The organism is Pseudoalteromonas sp. P1-25 (assembly GCF_001401805.1).
GTDB lineage: Bacteria > Pseudomonadota > Gammaproteobacteria > Enterobacterales > Alteromonadaceae > Pseudoalteromonas.
In genome coordinates this window covers 1-15,330 of record NZ_LKDW01000007.1, presented here as the reverse complement: position 1 = coordinate 15,330, position 15,330 = coordinate 1, and the positions used below count along the sequence as shown (strand labels likewise).

Sequence of the window (15,330 nt, the reverse complement as noted above, 5' to 3'; positions counted from 1 at the left end):
GCATGTGTTTTCTCTCAATGGTCTGACAAGCTGAATTGTCATTGCAATTTAACCTTTTACAATGATAATGGCAGATCATAACTTAAGACTCCGTTAAAGCCTGGAAATATGACAACTAATACTGATCCTAACTACCTTTATATTCCTTACTCTGGCCCTGGCCTAATTGAAACCCCGCTTTTAAACAAAGGCAGTGCGTTTAGTAAAAAAGAACGCGAAAACTTTAACCTTGCCGGTTTGCTTCCGCCACGTTTTGAAACAATTGAAGAACAGGTTGAGCGTTGTTATCAGCAGTATTCAAGCTTTAACGATAACTTAAACAAGCATATTTACTTACGTGCCATTCAAGATAACAACGAAACGCTATACTATCGTTTAGTGCGTGATCACCTTGAAGAAATGATGCCAATTATTTACACGCCAACCGTTGGCGATGCGTGTGAAAAATTCTCAGATATTTACCGCAGTGCACGTGGCTTATTTATCTCGTACGAAGATCGCTATCAAATTGACGATATCCTTCGCAACGCTACCAAAGGCAAAGTAAAAGTAATAGTGGTTACCGATGGTGAACGTATTTTAGGCCTAGGCGATCAGGGTATTGGTGGCATGGGTATTCCTATTGGTAAATTATCACTTTACACAGCGTGTGGTGGTATTAGCCCAGCGTACACATTACCTGTAATGCTTGATGTAGGTACTAACAACGAAAAGCTTCTTAACGACCCTATGTACATGGGCGCACGTCATAAGCGTATAGCGCAAGATGAGTACGATGAGTTTTTAGACTTATTTATTAAAGCAGTTAAACGTCGCTGGCCAAATGTATTACTGCAATTTGAAGATTTTGCACAGCCAAACGCTATGCCGTTACTTAAACGCTACCGTAACGAAATTTGTAGCTTTAACGATGACATTCAAGGTACAGCAGCGGTAACGGTAGGCTCTTTATTAGCTGCGTGTCGTGTTAAAGGCTCAACCCTTAGCGAGCAAAAAGTAGTATTTGTTGGTGCAGGCTCAGCCGGGTGTGGTATTGCTGAACAAATTATTAGCCAAATGGTATTTGAAGGCATTAGCGAAGCGCAAGCGCGCAGCCAAGTATTTATGGTTGACCGTTTTGGCCTACTAACAGAAGGCATGGAAGGCTTACGCGACTTCCAACAAGCACTAGCACAACCAAAAGCGGCTTTAAGTGATTGGACTTACAGCGGCGAATACGCTTCATTATTAGATGTAATGCACTGTGCAGCACCTGATATTTTAATTGGTGTATCGGGGCAACCGGGCTTATTTACTGAGCAAGTTATCCGCGCTATGCACTCAGGCTGTGAGCAACCGATTATATTCCCATTAAGTAACCCATCTAAGCAGGTTGAAGCACACCCAGCCGATGTTATTAAATGGACTGAAGGTAAAGCACTTGTAGCAACGGGTAGTCCTTTTGAGCCAGTAGAATTTAATGGTGAAGAGTTCCCAATTCCACAATGTAATAATAGTTATATTTTCCCAGGTATTGGTCTGGGTGTAATTGCAGCAAAGGCAACACGCATTACTGATGCAATGCTGAGTATGTCCAGTGAAATGCTTGCTGAGTCATCACCTCGTGCAAACACTGGCAAAGGCAGCTTATTACCTGCACTTACCGAAATTGAAACATTAAGTAAGCGTATTGCATTTGCAGTAGCTAAAAAAGCAATCGAAGAGGGCGTAGCGCTAGAGATTAGCGATGATGCACTGTGGGCTGCTATTAACAAAAATTACTGGTTACCTAAATACCGTAACTACAAACGTTGTAGCATTTAATTACGCTGAGTCACGTAAAGTAAATAAGGCTGTACACTGTGTTACAGCCCGTTATAAAAAACAGGCAATTGCCTGTTTTTTTGTGCTTGTTCATTTATTGTTAACCACGTAGGCTCTTTAATAGAGACAACGAAATACAATGGATAATGCAATGAAAACACACATTCTTATATTAAGTAGCGCAATTGCCTTAAGTACCTTAAGCCTTGCTGCGCATGCAAACTCAACGCCTAACGCTCCCCATATTTATGTTAAAGGTGAAGCAACCGTTACCACTATGCCTGATTACGTACAATTAAGCGTAGGCATTGTAGAAATAAATAAAGACCTAATTGATGCTAAAAACAAAGCCGATAAAACCATGGCCAAAGCAATTAAATTAGTAAAAGAGCTGGGTATTAAAGACGCTAATATTAATGCAGGGCATATTTCTATAAATCGTGAAAGCCAATATAACCGCACATCGGGTAATCAAGAGTTTAAAGGCTTTAGGGTATCACGCACGTTAAGCGTTAAACTCTCTGAAATCGAAAAATACCCTCAGTTGTTACAAAACTTAGTAAATAATGGCATTAACCAAATAAACCAAACTCAGTTTTTAGCGAGTAATTATGAGGAGCTACACAAACAAGCGCAAAAGCTGGCCATTAAAGATGCCCGTAAAGCCGCCAAAGAATTAAGTACAGATTATGGTGTTGAACTAAAAGGGCTGTATACGGCGTCACTTAGCCCAATGAACGTACCTGCGCAGCCTTATACCCGTGCAGAAAAAACCATGATGGTGGCAGATAGTGCACCAGGGAATTTTGTTCCTGATGCGTATCATGCTGGAGAAATTAAAATAACTGCGTCAAGCTATGCGGTTTATATTATTGACTAGTCTGTTGGTTTGTAAAACGAGCCACTAGTTTTTCCCCTTGAGGCTTGCTAATACGGGCTATAGCATTGAGCATGTTGGTAATTTCTTGTCTATCATATTCGTTACTCACATGCTCATTTATGTCATCGACTATGGCGATTAAGTAATTAAATAGGCTATTTCGTGCATCTTCATCTTTATGCGCCACAAACAATATATTTTTAAAAGCTTCTAAAACGTTCGTCATCACATACGCATCCGCTTTTGCGTAATTGCGCAGTGGCGTAAAGTTATCGTGTAACAACTCATCAAAACTGGTTTCGTGTATAAAGAGCAAAGGGGCATTGTCACTGTGTTTAAACGAATAGTTTATATCGTTAAGCGACAGCCGCTCAATTAATAAAATACTTAGCATATCTATCGATTTAACCGCTGTACCGGGATCGTTTATACCTGGGCTCATCGCTTTTACGGCAATTTCTGAAATTTGCGTTAAACCATAACGGTAATGATCGCTAATGTACTCTTCTATATAAAAAATAAAGCAATCTAAAATTTTAGCTATTAGCTCATCGTTATTAGAAATGTCTTTGTCACATTTTAAAAACGGATAGCCTTTAACGGTAAAATAGCCCTGGTTTACCGAGATATACACCCGAATGTTTTCCTCGGCTAATATGGCGCATAATTTATCTGTGTGTACGCCTTTGTAATACCCCTCGGTCGTACTATTAACTGAGTGCCACTGTGTAAAATCAGGAAAGTCAGTGAATGGCTTTTCTGATTGCCTATCAACAATGGCTTTAATTTCGCGTTTTGTTTGGCTAAATAAACCATTAAGTACATTATCTACTTGAATAGCTTTAGATATTGAATGAATAAAAAATACAAACAAACCAAGCGACACTAAGCCAAACACCAAAGACAGCAACACCCCAAGCGATGGAATAGCCGTGTCGCCGCCTTCGAGCTTATTAATATTAATGAGCATAATAATTGAGTAAATTATGCTACCTAAATAAAAGCCCAATACCATTTGATGCGATTTTCGGGTAATAAGCCCAGGTACAACTCGTGGTGATAAACTGGCACTGGCCGAATTTAATACCACCATCACCATAGAAAAACTAAATACGGTAAGCGAAATAATACTACCCGCTAAGGTGCTTAAAATTGTACGGGCATTTTCTGCGCTATCTACTAACATCACAGATATAAACGATTTAAGCTGCTCTACAGGTGCAATATATTCTAGCGACATGGTTAAAACAGCAAAAAGTAAAAAACCAACCGAGAGTACAGAAGGATAAAAGCCAATACTGTTGATCATTTCACGGTAGCGGTCGGCTACTTTGCGTGGGACAAACATAAATTCCTTTAATTGCATTATTAAGTTCAACTAATACACACTTTAGCATACTTACCAAGTAAACTTATGATTGTGCAAAACTATGTTATTATTGCCAAAAATAAAAACAGGACAATACCGTGATAATCTCAACGTATGCTGCGCTTTTAGCGTTTTATTATATTTACTTAAGTTTTAATGTGATCAAAGTGCGCCGCAGTGAGCAAGTGTCGCTAGGCGATAACGGCAACACTAAATTACAACGTGCTGTGCGTGCTCACGCCAACTTTATGGAATACGTACCATTTGCGATTATTTTGCTTTTTTTAGCCGAATACCAAGGCCTTGCCAGCCATTATTGTAATATTTTAGGTGGCGCATTATTAATAGGGCGCGTGTTTCACAATTTAGGCATAGTTGAAAAGAACCTTAAATACCGCCAAATTGGGACCATTGCCACCTTTTTAGTAATGGTTATTAGTGCCTTTATATTACTTGTAACACGAAATAGTTAAGTAATAGCCTTATGAGTAAACTATTTATAATTGGACTTCCTCGTACAGGCACCACGAGTGTATGCCACGCTTTTTTAGAGTTTGGCATTGCCACTGCGCACACCGCGTACACCGCGTATTGTTTTGAAAATGCCACAGCTATAGCCGATACCCCTGTATTTAATGACTACAAAGCATTAGATAACCATTACCCCGGCGCTAAATTTATCTATTTAGTCCGCGAAAAAACAGCTTGGATCCCCTCAATTAGGCAATTATTGCAGCGTATGTACACTAATTTAACGCGCCCAGATGGCGGGTTTAATATTCATATTAAACGTTGTTACTTAACGACCTTTAATGACTTAACCATTGATAACATTAACAATGATGATTATTTATCAACGTGTTACGACACCCATTTAACACAGGCGCGGGAGTATTTTAAGCACCGTAATAACGATTATTTAGAAATTGATATAGCTAATCCACAAAGTTTTGCTCAGCTCACTGCGTTTTTGGCTATTAAAACCGAGCGCACCGACTTTGAAAAAATGAATAGTGGCGGCAAAGTGACCGCTTGGAACGATATAAAACACCCTTTAAAAATTGACTCAACAGCAAAAGGGCGCATAGATAAGCATTTACCTTATTTGCGATAATTTTGCGCTAGGCTGCAAGATTTTTACTGGCAAATACGCTAAAATCCTCGCATAATTTTCTAAGTAGTACAAAAAATGTTTGAATTGAAATACAACACCCCATTTGAATGGACCGAAGCGGTTTTAGCCGACTTTAATACATTTTTACAAGATCACGCCGCTGCTGAAAAAAAGGCATCGGGCATGGCTATTTCTATGCTGTCTCATTACCCAGACAAACGTAAATTGGTAAAAGCCATGACCGATTTAGCGCTAGAAGAATTAATCCATTTTAAACAAGTGCTTAAACTGCTTATAGAACGCGATACAAACTTAGGCGATGACAAAAAAGATCCGTACATCAAACAAATACGTGCTTTATTTAGACATGGCCGCGATGGATTTTTAATGGATAGATTATTGGTTGGCGGCGTAATAGAAGCCCGTGGCCACGAGCGTTTTTCGTTAGTTGCTCAAGCATTACCAGAGGGTAAAGAAAAAGACTTTTATGTAGCCATAGCTAAATCAGAAGAGAAACATAAAAACTTATTTGTAGAGTTAGCGTACGAATACTTTGATAAAGAAGAAGTTGACGTTCGTTTAGAAGAGCTACTAGTAGCAGAAGCTGAAATTTGTAAAAGCATTCCTTTTACAGCTGCACTGCATTAAGAATAAATAGGGCACTTTTTTGTGCATAAATTGGGGTATGGTTTTTACTATGCCCTTGTTTAAAGGACATAGTTATTAGGACTTAAAATACTTTTTATTTTTAATTCTTTATTTGAATATGCGCCTTTAAAATTAAAGCAGCTCAGCTTTGTTGTGTACCATACCAATAAACTTTGCTGTAAACCTTTCATTTGTTCACGCCTTTATTTCACATTACCAAATAACACAAAGTTATTGCACCCGATTTATTTAACTATGGTGTATCAAATACTTCAAAAATACTGATGTACCTTAATGCCCAGTGCAAAAAAATAATGACAGGTGAGTTTAAAAACTTAGAACATGAACCCCAGATTTTATGATGTTGCACACTTAAATTAGTTCAATTATTAGCAAACGTAACACCTACTAGGACCGAAAAAGCACGGCACTGAGTAATGGATGAAAAACTAGTACGAGTAACTTCGTTAATGGGTGAATTTTTGGCTGATAAAAAGTTTCAAAACACCTTAGTTTTAAAGGCCTAGTTAACCATTTTGGCTAACACGTACATAAAACCATGCCGTTAGAGCTGTATTAATTTTTATATAATTAGGTTACTCAAACCGCTTTTTTGTTTTCATCTATTTTTTAGTATTAAACCATTAAAGTATAAATCGCTTTTAATTGATTAATATTTACACGCAATAAGTGTGCGTATACGCTTTATATTAGGGTGATTATACATAGAAAACCACAAAGAGCGCAATTTAACATAATGCTTGTAGGTGTATAAAAACCCCTTTATTCGCTAGGTCTACAAACAACGTTATTGCGTTAAATATAAGGCGAGGGTAACTGTATACTCACGACTTATATTAGTAATACCAAAAGCCTAAGACGATATTATTGTATTTATAAACAATTAGTTAGATACATATTGCTGTAATAATGTACTGCTAATTTTTACCCTCATTTAATTGAGGATAAAACAATGAACACAATAATAAAGGCATCAATAGTACTTACAGGGTTATGTTTTGCGCACAGTGCAAGTGCAGACAACTGTTTACAAGGTTGCCCAACAGGTTTAGATAATGGCAATACAATTGAGCGAAGCGTTTATATAATAAATAAGTTGCGAAAAGCCACTATTTTGGAGACACTTGAAAAACTACATTTTAAATACAGGAATAGAATTGATTAAACTTTTAGAGAGTTTTTTACTTATTTTAGGAGCTTTTCAACCCTTGATAACTTTTTTGATAGGTTGTTCTGCTGTATATATTAGTGTTAAAACATACAAAAATTCGCGTATGTCTAGAGAGCATGAAGAACTTGTTCAATTAAGTAAAATTAAACGAGATTTGTACGTTTTAATTTCTAGATATCATTCTGTTCACCTAAATCTAAAATATAAGGTTAATTCATTGTCTAGCCTAGTTTTTGACTCTAATTTAGAGGCTGATAATATGAAATGTATTTTGAAATTAATTGATACCTTGAGTGATGAAGCTAATAAGAGGTTCAAGGATGCTGAGAAGACATATAATTCAAAGATTGATTATATAAAAAATATCACAACAATAAATGATGCCTTAGAAGAACTATACCATTTAGAAAGATTAATTATTCACAATGAAACACTAATTGATGGACTGTATGAAAATAGTCTTTCCGAAGTCAAAATGCGGATTAGAGCAAAGAATTGGCATGAGAAGCTAAAACCTGAAATGGAAACCCAACATAAAAGAGAGACTAAAGCTGACTAAATAAATGTATCATGCATAAATTTTAATAGGAATGTATTAAAGCACTTTGAAAGAGCAACTTTAAACGGTATTACTCAAAACATCATAAATAGGGGTTTAACCACAAATAATAGAAGCTACTTACTTTGGTTATGTAATAATTCATCTTATTTAACATAATATAAATTATAGGTAGTTATGTATATTATAATAAGGAGTGTGTAATACACTCCTGCTATGTCCAATACTAGACGGTATCGGACATTAGGTTTGTTTTTAGCAAACTATGCTTTTTAGTTTATTCCTGATCATTACGCTTTTATTATTCATTACACTCAGCACTTTACTGACTGTATTTCTCACAAAGTACTTTAAGCGTTGGTTACTTTAAAGTTTTAAACACATAGGCTTTTAGATTGTAATTTTCATCAACGTTCATTCATCACAGTACTTTTTAAACACGTTTTAAAATGCCTAAATTTATACAAAGTTTGTTCGTATTTAAAAAAGCCAGTTAGGTTTCCTTTTTGAAAATAAAAACTCATTCAGCCAGCTTTACCGTAGGTTTTAAAAAGTTGCCTAAAACAACCTAGGCTAATCCATACTTAAAATACGTTCTGCGGTGTATTCATTAGTAATTAAACCGCTGATCATATTTGATCTAACTGCACCAAGTATCGCAAGTACTTTATCTTCACCTGCAGCTATGGCATAAATTTGTTTATTACCTTCAATTTTTAATGGCGTACTGGCAACGCGTTGGTTTACAGTGCAATCAATTAATTGGCCGCGTTTGTCGTAAACCCAGCTGATCATTTCGCCAACAGCTCCTAAATTTTGTAGCTCTTTTAGTTCTTGCTCATCTACAAAGCCATCGATATGTAATGGCGATTTTTCGCCTAAGCTACCTACACCAACAAAAGTCACATCGGCTTGAGTGGCCAATTTTAAGTTACTGGTAATATTATGCTGTGAATGCAATTGCTGTTTCTCTTCAACACTTCTTGGTAATACAGGAAGCGGCATTGGGTAATGCTTTGCATTTATATGCTCGGCCATTCTAACAACCACATCATAAGGTGAAGCCGACCCATCAAGTGCCATATTACCAAGCATAGCCACTACTTTGTGTTGGCTACAATCTAGCGTTGGCAGTTCATCAACACATGCACGTAATACGCGCCCAGTACCCATAGCTAAAATTTTCGGTGTTTCCGATTTTAAATGGCGCTGTATCTCAGCTGCGCCGGCTTGCGCTAAACCCACTGTAGAGTTTGGATCTGAACCATCACTTGGCACTACTTCACAGGAGTCTAAACCAAAGCGGCTTTTAATTTTTTCTGCTAAATCCATGCATTTAGCAATAGGATGATCGAGCCTTACTTTTATAAGCCCTTGGCTTACAGATAATGCCACCATACGCTGAGCCGATTGACGAGATACATTGAGCTTTTTGGCAATTTCGTCTTGTGTTTTACCCGCAACATAATAGAGCCACCCTGCTCTAGCTGCATCATCGAGCTTACGTATTTCTGTATTTGATAGCTTTGCCACATAAACCTCTTATTTTGATAAGCCGCTTAATTTTAGCGATAAATCATTTTATAATATTTGCAAATATATCATTCATTTATAAAATGCCGAAGTGTCACATTAATTTAATAACCAATACTTTAGGTAAATTTGCTATTTCTAAAGTATTGGTTTAAAACAGCGGATTAAACTGTTGGGTTTTTAATCGTTAACCCATTTTTATCAAATCTATGTACCTTGTGCTCAGGCGCACTTAAATAGATAGTGTCGCCATATTTTAGTGGGCAATCGCCATCTGCTTTTACTGTAACCGTACTGCCACCTTCAATGGTTACATGTAAAAAGCTTTCAGAACCTAAATGCTCGATTACGCCTACAGTACCTTGCCAAGTACCTGTCTCAGATGAAATTTCAAAGTGCTCAGGACGCACACCTAAACTGTGCGTTTGTGCATGGCTATCGTTATCTACTTCAATAAAGTTCATTTTTGGTGAACCAATAAAGCCTGCCACAAATTTATTTACCGGGTGCTGATACAGCTCAAGTGGCGTACCAACTTGCTCAATAATGCCACCATTAAATACGGCAATTCTGTCTGCCATTGTCATTGCTTCAACTTGGTCATGTGTTACATAAATCATTGTTGTAGCTAAGCTTTTGTGTAGCTCTGAAATTTCTAAGCGCATATTTACACGCAACGATGCATCTAAATTTGAAAGCGGTTCGTCAAACAAAAATGCCGACGGTTGCCTTACTATTGCGCGACCTATTGCTACACGTTGGCGCTGCCCGCCCGATAATTGCCCTGGTTTACGGTCTAAGTAATCAGTTAAATTGAGTATTTTAGCGGCATTTGCTATTTTACTTTCAATTTCAGCAGGGCTTACTTTTGCACGCTTTAGTGGAAACGCAATATTATTGCGTACACTCATGTGCGGGTATAAAGCGTATGATTGAAATACCATAGCTAAGCCACGTTTTGCCGGTGGCGTCTGTGTTGCATCTTGGCCATCAATCTCAATTGTGCCGCTGGTTGTGTCTTCTAATCCGGCAATCATACGTAGTAATGTTGATTTACCACAGCCCGACGGCCCTACAAATACAATAAATTCGCCGTCTTTTATCTCTAAATCAAGCGGTTTAATTACGTTTACTTCATCAAAACTTTTAGTTACTTTTTTTAGTGTGATGCTGCCCATGTGTGTTCTCCTACTTTACTGCGCCAAAGCTTAAGCCGCGCACTAATTGTTTTTGACTAAACCAACCAAGAATTAATATTGGCACAATGGCCATGGCAGAAGCTGCCGACAACTTGGCGTAAAATAACCCTTCTGGGCTTGAGTAACTGGCAATAAATGCCGTTAGTGGTGCGGCATTCGCAGCGGTTAAAATGAGTGTCCAAAATGCTTCGTTCCATGCCAAAATTACGTTTAACAGTAATGTTGAGGCTATGCCAGGTAATGCGATTGGCAGTAATACATGAAATATTTCTTCGCCAATAGTTGCGCCATCCATTCGTGACGCTTCTAAAATTTCACCCGGAATTTCTCTAAAGTAGGTGTATAACATCCATACCATAATTGGTAAGTTTATTAAGGTCATAACAATAACTAAGCCCAGTTTTGTATCTAACAAAGCAAAGTCTCTAAAGAGTAAATAAATAGGAATTAACACCCCTACCGGCGGGAGCATTTTTGTAGAAAGCATCCACATAAGTAGGTTTTTAGTTTTTTTCGTTTGTACAAACGCCATTGACCACGCGGCTGGTACCGCTATTAATAAGCCCAATAAACTTGAGCCTAGTGATATAACCACTGAGTTCCAAAAGTGGTCAAAATACGGCGAGCGCGCTAACACATCTTGGTAGTTTTCCAGCGTCCAATCAAAAGCAAATAACGCGGGTGTGGCTGATATTGCTTCTGCTTCGGTTTTAAAACTGGTGATTAATGTCCACAAAATTGGGAAAAAAATCATCCCACTGATGGTCCATGCTGCCAGGGTATAAATTAGTTTTGATTTTTTATTTGCTGCACTAGCCATGATTAACCCTCTAAGTTTTTACCAATAAGGCGCATTAAAAATATGGCTACAATATTGGCAATAATTACTGCAACTATGCCTCCTGCTGAGCCCCCGCCTACATCAAATTGTAATAACGATTGGGTGTAAATTAAGTAGGTAATGTTGGTTGATGCATACCCAGGCCCGCCACTGGTTGTCACTAAAATTTCTGCAAAAATAGACAGTAAAAATATAGTTTCAATTAAAATAACAGCGGTAACAGCGCGTGATAAATGCGGTAGCACTATGTAAAAAAACTTACTAAAAGGCCCGGCACCATCTAAATCGGCAGCTTCGAGTTGTTCGCGGTCAAGCGATTGAATTGCCGTGAGTAATATCAACGCTGCAAACGGTAACCACTGCCAAGAAACAATAATAATGATTGAAAACAACGGCATTTGTGCAAAAAAGTCGATTGGCTCAAACCCAAGCCATATTGCAAAATGTGCAAATAATCCATTTACAGGGTTCATAAACATGTTTTTCCACACCAAAGCCGATACGGTTGGCATAACAAAAAATGGGGCGAGAACCATAATACGAACATAGTTTCGCCCCCATATTGCTTGGTCGAGGAGAACAGCTAAACCAATACCACCACAAATAGTGATAGCTAATACACCCGTTACTAAATAAAGGGTATTAAAAAAGGATTCAACAAATGCAGGATCTGTTAAAAAAAACTCGTAGTTTAAAAAGCCTACAAATTCACGTTCACCAGGAATAAGTAAGTTGTAATCTACAAATGAGAAATAGAGTGTCATGCACAGCGGCACTATCATCCATCCTAGTAATAAAATTACACTAGGAAATAGCATTATGCGTGCAAGCGTACGAGACTGTGTAGTTGCCATATCAGTGACCTTCAAAAAGTCAGCATTAACCTTAGTAACAACGACAAACGGCTACTAGATAACATGCTAATGCTGACGAAAAATACGAGGTAAGCATTTAACTTACCCGCCTACTTATTTAGGGTAGCGTGCTTTACGCATGGTGCGCTCAACTAAGCGCTGTGATGTGCTTAACGCTTGCTCAACAGTCATTTGCCCAGTAAGTGCAGCAGAAAACTGTTGCCCAACAGCCGTGCCAATGCCTTGAAATTCAGGAATAGCCACAAACTGAATGCCAACATAAGGTACGGGTTTTACAGTAGGATTTTTCGGGTCGGCCGAATTAATAGAATCAAGCGTTATTTGTGCAAACGGTGCTGCATTCATGTATTGCTCGTTTTCATAAAGTGATGCGCGAGTCCCTGGTGGTACCTTTGCCCAGCCTTTGTTATCGGCAACTAATTGGCTGTATTCTTTTGATGTAGCCCAGCTAATAAATTTCATTGCAGCATCAGATTTTTTACTGCTTGAAGGAATTGCAAGTGTCCATGACCATAGCCAATTACCACGTTTACCAAGGCCATTATCAGGTGCAAGTGCAAAGCCTACTTTATCAGCTACTTCAGAATCTTTTTTATTGGTTACAAATGCGCCAGCAACCGTTGCATCAATCCAAATACCACATTTACCCGTTTGAAATAACGCTAGGTTTTCGTTAAAGCCATTCGCTGACGAACCCGCAGGACCAGACTCTTTCATAACATCTACATAGTACTGGAGTGTAGCCTTCCACTCTGGGGTGTTAAATTGTGGTTTCCAATTTTCATCAAACCAACGAGCGCCAAACGAATTTGCCATTGAAGTAATTAAAGCCACATTTTCGCCCCAACCTGCCTTACCACGTAAACAAAGGCCATAAACACCTTCATCTTTATTGGTCATTGCTTTTGCAGCTTTTTGAATAAAGCTCCACGTAGGCGCGTTTGGCATTTCTAAACCGGCTTTTTCCATTAGATCTGTACGGTACATAACCATAGAGCTTTCGCCATAAAATGGGGCCGCGTATAATTTGTTATCTATCGTTAAACCACTGCGAATAGCAGGTAGTAAGTCATCAACGTCGTAATTTTCACCTAGGTTATCAAGCTCAGTTAGCCAGTTTTGTTTACCCCAAATTGGCACTTCATAGGTGCCAATAGTCATTACGTCGTATTGGCCGCCTTTTGTGGCAACATCGGTTGTTACACGTTGACGTAAAATATTTTCTTCAAGTGTTACCCATTTTAATGAAATATCTGGGTTTTGTTCTTCAAAATGATTGCTTAGCTCTTTCATGGTGATCATGTCACCATTGTTAACAGTGGCAATGGTTATGGTTTCTTTAGCGGCTACGTTAATAGCCATAACTGAACACGCGAGCATTAATAATTTAGTTTTCATCGGGTTAACCCTCATAAATATGTTAAATGACGCTTAAAAAATAACTGTAAAGCGCCTTAGTAAATAAAGCGGTGAGTAATTTCAACGTATTTACAACGCTGAAATTACCTTTAAACCAAACAGTAAGTTAGTAAGCTATTTAAAATTTAACTGAGATTTCTGAGGTGAAACCGTCAAAACCACGGCCAATTTGACCACCTGAGTTTGCGCCTTCTTCTTGGTTTACATACTCAACTTTTAATAGTGTTGAATCAGTAAACCAGTAACCTGCGGCTACTTGTAAGCGCTCAACGGTGTTATCGTTTTGGCTGATTAAATCGGAAGTGTTTTCTGACTCTGCATAGCGTGCGGCTACGTAAAGTTTTTCAGGAATAATGTATTGCTGCGCTTCAACTGCGTAATATTCTACTGAGCTCTCGCCTTTAATTACGCTGTTTGAATCAAATGTGGTGCCGTTTTCGTCTGCTACGCCATTTGTGCCAAAGTAGGTAATACCTGCCACTGCGTTACCTGCAGAGTCTGCAAAGGTGTAATCGTCAGACGATTTACCTAACATTAATATGATGCTGGTTTGATCTGATGGCTGATACGCTAAATTTAATTGAATGATAGACTGATCAAGGCCTGGCATAACACCTACGTGAGTATCACGTTCGCTTGAAGGAGAAGCCGAAAAGTTATAGTTTTCGCCATCACCAAAACGGTAATTTGTTGTAGTAAGTCCATCTAAGCTTGCTACGCCATTTTCAAAACGAAGCTGGTCGCCTTGGTTAGCTTGTAAGTAATTTAAACCAACTTTAAAGCCACCTTCAAACTCTAACGTACCTTGTAAGCGGTAGTTAAAGCCTCTATCTTCTTGGAATGCTTCACCAAAACTTGATGTTGTAATATGACCCGCCACGTTGTAAGAACGAAGCACACCACTGTCAAATGTTTCTGTGTAGCTTAATTGTGCACCGTTTTCTGCGGTTGCGTAGTCGTTAATGCCGTTACCAATTAAGGCATTACCTTGGTTATCAGCGCCATCTTGAAAACCTTTAAACTGAAATGGAGAGGCACCAATATTACCTAAACGAAGCGTTAAATTTTCGTTTTCGTTTGGTGTGCCGTATAAGCCAAGTAAATCGAATTCAATACCTGCAAAGTCATTATGAAACGAAAAATCACGGTCGCCGCCGCCAAAATCGTTTGGCTCTTCGGCTATATCAATGTCGGCAGTAATGTATTCATTGATATGAAACTTAAGCATTAAGTTAGCTCTTATACGCCCAAAACCTGATGATTGCTCTTCATCTTCAGGACGAAATGAACCGTCTTTAGCTTGAATAGACTGAAAGTTTTGCATTGCTAGAAAGTTAACGTCAAGGCGGTCAAAGTAATCTGACATATCTGCTTGTGCTGGCGCCGCCAACGCTGCTGCTACTAACGTTAGCGCAAATTTAGCTTTCTTATTATTTAACATAATGAACTCTCTATTTAGTGTGTTGTGTATTTTCAGTGTGCAGCTAAAGCAAATGAGCATTTTACTAAAATGTGTTTTTAAACTTCTCAATGAGCATTGGCTCAGCTAGTGAGCATAATCACAAATGAATAATGTAACGTCAACATCTTTTATTACAAAACATTTACATGAAATCGTATTTATAAAAATTTATATTTATAAACAAGGGGTTAATAGTTTCGAATTTCAAAATAAAATTACTATTTATGACTAAAGTCTTATTTAAACTGGACTACAGAGGCCTATTGAAGCGCGTTATTTAACATTTATACCAATCCGCATAATTAAGTGATCTATTTTGAGGATGGATAAACGTGTTGATGGCAAGGCAAAAAATTCGCTATTTAGTTGTTCTCGGCAATTGCTCCTGCATTGCTCTACCTTCTGCATCCATGCAGTCGTAAATGAGAATTTTTTA

General features: G+C 38.1%; 14 protein-coding genes. 7 read left to right on the top strand and 7 right to left on the bottom strand.

Annotated features, from left to right (window positions below; translation table 11 throughout):
• Window positions 1–108: 108 nt before the first annotated feature.
• Both AN393_RS06350 and AN393_RS06345 read left to right on the top strand, forming a co-directional pair.
• Entirely contained in the window at window positions 109–1,803 is a 1,695-nt protein-coding gene (locus AN393_RS06350) for an NAD-dependent malic enzyme (RefSeq protein WP_055017630.1), read from the top strand.
• Window positions 1,804–1,954: 151 nt separating this feature from the next.
• Window positions 1,955–2,683, top strand: a complete 729-nt coding sequence (locus tag AN393_RS06345; RefSeq protein WP_055017629.1) for an SIMPL domain-containing protein — start codon at window positions 1,955–1,957, stop codon at window positions 2,681–2,683.
• On the opposite strand, the gene AN393_RS06340 is transcribed toward AN393_RS06345, so the two are convergent.
• Window positions 2,673–4,031 (bottom strand): DUF2254 domain-containing protein, encoded by a 1,359-nt coding sequence (locus AN393_RS06340; RefSeq protein WP_055017628.1) that lies wholly within the window; start codon window positions 4,029–4,031, stop codon window positions 2,673–2,675. The two genes, AN393_RS06345 and AN393_RS06340, sit on opposite strands and share 11 nt — an antisense overlap.
• 119 nt (window positions 4,032–4,150) lie before the next feature.
• Here AN393_RS06340 and AN393_RS06335 point away from each other — a divergent pair, with 119 nt between their 5' ends.
• The 5 genes from AN393_RS06335 to AN393_RS06315 all read left to right on the top strand — a co-directional run bounded on the left by AN393_RS06335 (window position 4,151) and on the right by AN393_RS06315 (window position 7,565).
• Window positions 4,151–4,525 carry an MAPEG family protein gene (locus tag AN393_RS06335; protein ID WP_055014791.1) on the top strand — a complete coding sequence of 125 codons (375 nt, stop codon included), beginning with the start codon at window positions 4,151–4,153 and terminating at the stop codon, window positions 4,523–4,525.
• Between the two features lie 11 nt (window positions 4,526–4,536).
• Window positions 4,537–5,166 carry a sulfotransferase gene (locus AN393_RS06330; RefSeq protein ID WP_055017627.1) on the top strand — a complete coding sequence of 210 codons (630 nt, stop codon included), beginning with the start codon at window positions 4,537–4,539 and terminating at the stop codon, window positions 5,164–5,166.
• 75 nt (window positions 5,167–5,241) lie between these two features.
• Window positions 5,242–5,814 (top strand): tRNA-(ms[2]io[6]A)-hydroxylase, encoded by a 573-nt coding sequence (locus AN393_RS06325; protein ID WP_055014789.1) that lies wholly within the window; start codon window positions 5,242–5,244, stop codon window positions 5,812–5,814.
• A gap of 973 nt (window positions 5,815–6,787) precedes the next feature.
• Window positions 6,788–7,000, top strand: coding sequence for a hypothetical protein (locus tag AN393_RS20430; protein WP_055017626.1), 213 nt, complete (start codon window positions 6,788–6,790; stop codon window positions 6,998–7,000).
• Entirely contained in the window at window positions 6,960–7,565 is a 606-nt protein-coding gene (locus tag AN393_RS06315; RefSeq protein ID WP_161804164.1) for a hypothetical protein, read from the top strand. The genes AN393_RS20430 and AN393_RS06315 overlap by 41 nt, the downstream gene beginning before the upstream one ends.
• Before the next feature lie 573 nt (window positions 7,566–8,138).
• Here the strand turns inward: AN393_RS06315 and AN393_RS06310 are convergent.
• The 6 genes from AN393_RS06310 to AN393_RS06285 all read right to left on the bottom strand — a co-directional run bounded on the left by AN393_RS06310 (window position 8,139) and on the right by AN393_RS06285 (window position 14,873).
• Window positions 8,139–9,098: a sugar-binding transcriptional regulator gene (locus AN393_RS06310; protein WP_004586535.1), complete on the bottom strand. Its 960-nt coding sequence runs from the start codon at window positions 9,096–9,098 to the stop codon at window positions 8,139–8,141.
• A gap of 164 nt (window positions 9,099–9,262) precedes the next feature.
• Window positions 9,263–10,276: an ABC transporter ATP-binding protein gene (locus AN393_RS06305; RefSeq protein ID WP_055014788.1), complete on the bottom strand. Its 1,014-nt coding sequence runs from the start codon at window positions 10,274–10,276 to the stop codon at window positions 9,263–9,265.
• Between the two features lie 10 nt (window positions 10,277–10,286).
• Window positions 10,287–11,117, bottom strand: a complete 831-nt coding sequence (locus AN393_RS06300; protein WP_004586533.1) for a carbohydrate ABC transporter permease — start codon at window positions 11,115–11,117, stop codon at window positions 10,287–10,289.
• A 2-nt stretch (window positions 11,118–11,119) separates the two neighbouring features.
• Window positions 11,120–11,992: a carbohydrate ABC transporter permease gene (locus AN393_RS06295; RefSeq protein WP_024033631.1), complete on the bottom strand. Its 873-nt coding sequence runs from the start codon at window positions 11,990–11,992 to the stop codon at window positions 11,120–11,122.
• A 114-nt stretch (window positions 11,993–12,106) separates the two neighbouring features.
• The gene (locus AN393_RS06290) at window positions 12,107–13,411 is read right to left on the bottom strand and encodes a sugar ABC transporter substrate-binding protein (protein ID WP_055014787.1); all 1,305 of its coding nucleotides are present in this window, start codon (window positions 13,409–13,411) and stop codon (window positions 12,107–12,109) included.
• Between the two features lie 139 nt (window positions 13,412–13,550).
• On the bottom strand, window positions 13,551–14,873 hold the full coding sequence (locus AN393_RS06285; RefSeq protein WP_082422682.1) for a hypothetical protein: 1,323 nt from the start codon (window positions 14,871–14,873) through the stop codon (window positions 13,551–13,553).
• Between the last annotated feature and the right edge of the window lie 457 nt (window positions 14,874–15,330).